Raw genomic sequence first — 3,658 nt, 5'->3', positions numbered from 1 at the left:
ACGTTGATCTTGGAAACGCCGAGGGAGATAGCCTTCTTGATCATGTCAGCGGGAATGCCTGTGCCGCCGTGGAGAACGAGGGGCATCTCGCCTGTGAGCTGCTGGATAGCGTCGAGAGTATCAAAGCTCAGACCTGCCCAGTTCTCGGGATACTTGCCGTGGATGTTGCCGATACCTGCCGCGAGCATGGTAACGCCGAGATCCGCGATCATCTTGCACTCTGCGGGATCCGCGCACTCGCCTGCGCCGATAACGCCGTCCTCTTCGCCGCCGATGGAGCCAACCTCAGCCTCGATGGAGAGACCGAGCTCCTCACAGGTAGCTACGAGTTCCTTTGTCTTTTCAACGTTCTCCTCGATCGGATAGTGGGAGCCGTCGAACATGATGGAGCTGAAGCCTGCCGCGATGCAAGCCTTTGCGCCTTCGTATGAGCCGTGGTCAAGGTGGAGAGCTACGGGAACGGTGATCTTGAGCTCCTCGAGCATACCGTTAACCATGCCGACTACGGTCTTGTAGCCGCACATATACTTTCCTGCGCCCTCGGAAACACCGAGGATAACGGGGGAGTTGAGCTCCTGAGCAGTCAGGAGGATCGCCTTTGTCCACTCAAGGTTGTTGATGTTGAACTGACCTACCGCGTAGTGACCTGCCTTTGCCTTTGTAAGCATTTCTTTTGCGTTTACTAATGGCATATTCATCTTCCTTTTTCTGAAAAATTTCAACAGCGGAACGTCTCCCACCGTCGAGTTATAATTATTATACTATAATTTATACCAAAAATAAAGTCATTTCAAGAAAAAAGGGAGAAAAAACTTATAAAATTTTAGAATGCAGTCCCGATATGCCCGATTCCGTACCGTGAAAACGATTTTATGCTTCCGCCGCCTCCATAGTTCACCAAAATTTCACATTCAATCGCTTGCTTTCGGTCATTTTAAGATGTATAATGTTATCGATACAAAATTGAAATCAGGTGATTATACTATGGATTATAAACCCGAGAACGACTTCTACGGTAACGCTCCGCAGAAGCCGTTTACAGAAAAGAACGACTATTCACAGCCCGCTCAGCGGTATGTTCCGCAGCAGCAGGCGTTCACTCCGCAGCCCTCGAACCAACCGTTCGAGCCGCCTGTGCCGCCGCAGGATTTCAACCCCGAAAAGCCCCTGATGCCCAAAGAGCCTCAGCAAAATCAGCCTGTTGAGATTCCTGCGGTTGAGATGCCCCAGAGCGAGCAGTTCAATCCCGTGCAGCACACTGCGGTCTATCAGAACGGAGCGTTCGTCACTCCCGAGCCGCCGAGGTTTCCGCAGAATGCTTACGGTCAGCCTCAGCCGCCGTATCCGCCGCAGGGCTATTATCCGCAGCCGGTGCAGCAGAACATATATGCCCGTCCCGAGCAGCAGAATGTCTACGCTCAGCCCGAGCAGCAGAATGTTTACGCTCAGCCAAAGCCGCCCAAGCAGAAGTCCAACAAGGGACTTATCGCGGTTATCATCGTGCTCAGCGTGCTTCTCGCGGGCAGCCTTGCGGGAATTCTCGTCTACGTGCTCCACAACGGCAGCCAGCATACTGCGAAAAACGACGACTCCGTGAACGGCTTCCACGAGTTCACCCTGCCAGACAACGGCAACGGCGGCGGATTCTTCCAGCAGGAGACCACAGCTCCCGTGGTGAACGACCAGAGCGACTACAGCGACAAGATCATTCCCGACTACAGTGGAATGAAGCTCGAGAAGAAGCCCTCCGACGCCGAAAAGAACACCGAGTATGGCTCTGAGTACGCGTTCAAGAGCGTGTCCGAGTCCGTAGTCGGCATTATGGCGTATTCCGACAAGGACAAGACGCAGCTCAAGTCACAGGGCAGCGGCATTATCATCTCCCAGGGCGGCTATCTGATCACGAACGCCCATGTTATCGGCAACAGCAAGACAGCCTACGCGATCAGCGTTATCACCTCTGACGGCAAGGAATACAACGCGGGCGTTGTCGGCTTTGACAGCCGCACCGACCTCGCGGTTCTCAAGATGGACGACGCCGAAAACCTCAAGCCCGCGACCTTCGGAGATTCGAGCGACCTCACTCTCGGCGAGGACGTCATCATCGTCGGCAATCCCGGCGGCATCAGCTACCAGAACTCAATGACAAAGGGCGTTGTATCCGCTCTTGACCGCGACGCCTCAAACAAGAGCATCGTCAAGTTTATCCAGACCGACGCGGCGATCAATCCCGGCAACTCCGGCGGCCCGGCGGTAAATATGTACGGTCAGGTCATCGGCGTTGCGAGCTCAAAAATCGCGGGCGTCGTCTACGAGGGCATGGGATTCTGCATTCCCACCGCGACCGTAAAGGAAATCGTAGACAGCCTCGTCAAAAACGGCTATGTCGAGGGCAGAGTCAAAATCGGCATCGTAGGCACCGCGGTAGACCTTGAGACCGCGACCTACAACAATGTTCCGCAGGGCATCTATGTCGATCAGGTTGACAAGGACGGCCCTTGCGGCGGCACAAAGCTCGCTGAGGGCGATATAGTCACCGCTCTTGACGGCGAGACGATTACCAACTTCTCGGAAATCTACAACGTGCTCGAGAAGCACAAGGACGGCGACAAGGTTACGCTGAAATACTATCAGGCGTCCACGGGCAAGGAAGTTGAGGAAGAAATCACCTTAGCGGCCGACAAATAATCAGCGATTGGTTTGGAAGGAGAATAATTATGATGACAGGACGATTTCGGGTGCGCTGTCCCGGGTGCGGCAACGTGACCGATATCAACACGGATATACCCTGTCCGAAATGCGGAAATACGCTCGCTCCTATGGGAGCTGAGATCAAGCTGTACAGAATGGGCAGCCCTATCGGAGTGGCGATCGGCTTCGGCGTTTACATCGACGGTCAGCCCTGCGGCCATATCGGCAACAAGGAAACCGTTTCCTACTCCGTACCCTTCGGCACGCACAATGTACGTATGACCGCGGGCATGAGCCGCAAGTGCGTCGACATGACGCTTACGCTTACTCCTCAGGCTCCGGTGGGATATCTCAAGGCGCACATTAAGCCCGGTTTCATCTCGAATACCGTTGTTATCGAGCCCGCGATGCCGCAGGATATGCCCTTATAAAATTTAAAACAATTAAGCCTTCCGCAGAGTCGCGTGACCATGCGGAAGGCTTTTATTATTCTTCAAAGTCCCAGTCGGGAATGTATTCGGTGCTCGCTGCGGACAGATCCTGGGTGAAGCCGTCGATGTTGTTCTGGAAAAGCGCTGCCTTCACCTTGTCGTACTCGCGCTGTGTGATTTTGCGTCCGAGCTTAGGGTGGCGTTTTGCCTCGCCCCAGGGCACGTACTGGCACATCAGGCTGACGAGGATTTCATCGCCGAAGGTACGCTTGAGCAGCTCGAGGGCGGCAATACTCTGCCTTGTGTGCGCGGGCAGGATCAGGTGGCGGACAATTACGCCCTTCTGAATCATGCCTTCGTCGTCGAACTTCGGCTTGCCGACCTGAAAGAGCATTTCCGCAATCGACGAGATCGCGGTCTCAACGTAATTCGGAGTGTGCGAGAACTTCTCGGCGAGCTTGTTGTCGCTGTATTTGAAATCGGGCAGGTAAACGTCCACCAGACCGTTCAGCAAAGTGAGTATTTTCGGCGAGGTG

The 3,658-nt window shown here is 54.3% G+C and carries 4 protein-coding genes; 2 read left to right on the top strand and 2 right to left on the bottom strand.

Going from position 1 to position 3,658, the window contains the following annotated elements; genetic code table 11:
- On the bottom strand, nucleotides 1–692 hold a 692-nt coding region (locus JKK62_RS00055; RefSeq protein ID WP_201426495.1), incomplete at its 3' end, for a class II fructose-bisphosphate aldolase.
- Between the two features lie 292 nt (nucleotides 693–984).
- Here JKK62_RS00055 and JKK62_RS00050 point away from each other — a divergent pair.
- Nucleotides 985–2,688, top strand: a complete 1,704-nt coding sequence (locus JKK62_RS00050; RefSeq protein ID WP_201426494.1) for a S1C family serine protease — start codon at nucleotides 985–987, stop codon at nucleotides 2,686–2,688.
- 29 nt (nucleotides 2,689–2,717) lie between these two features.
- Nucleotides 2,718–3,122 carry a hypothetical protein gene (locus JKK62_RS00045; RefSeq protein ID WP_201426493.1) on the top strand — a complete coding sequence of 135 codons (405 nt, stop codon included), beginning with the start codon at nucleotides 2,718–2,720 and terminating at the stop codon, nucleotides 3,120–3,122.
- Nucleotides 3,123–3,177: 55 nt separating this feature from the next.
- Here JKK62_RS00045 and JKK62_RS00040 read toward each other — a convergent pair.
- Nucleotides 3,178–3,658: radical SAM protein (locus tag JKK62_RS00040; protein ID WP_494545951.1), on the bottom strand; the 481-nt coding region annotated here is incomplete at its 5' end.

This window comes from Ruminococcus difficilis, assembly GCF_016680995.1.
Note: the sequence above shows the minus strand (reverse complement) of the source record. Positions and strands in the feature narration are given on the sequence as shown.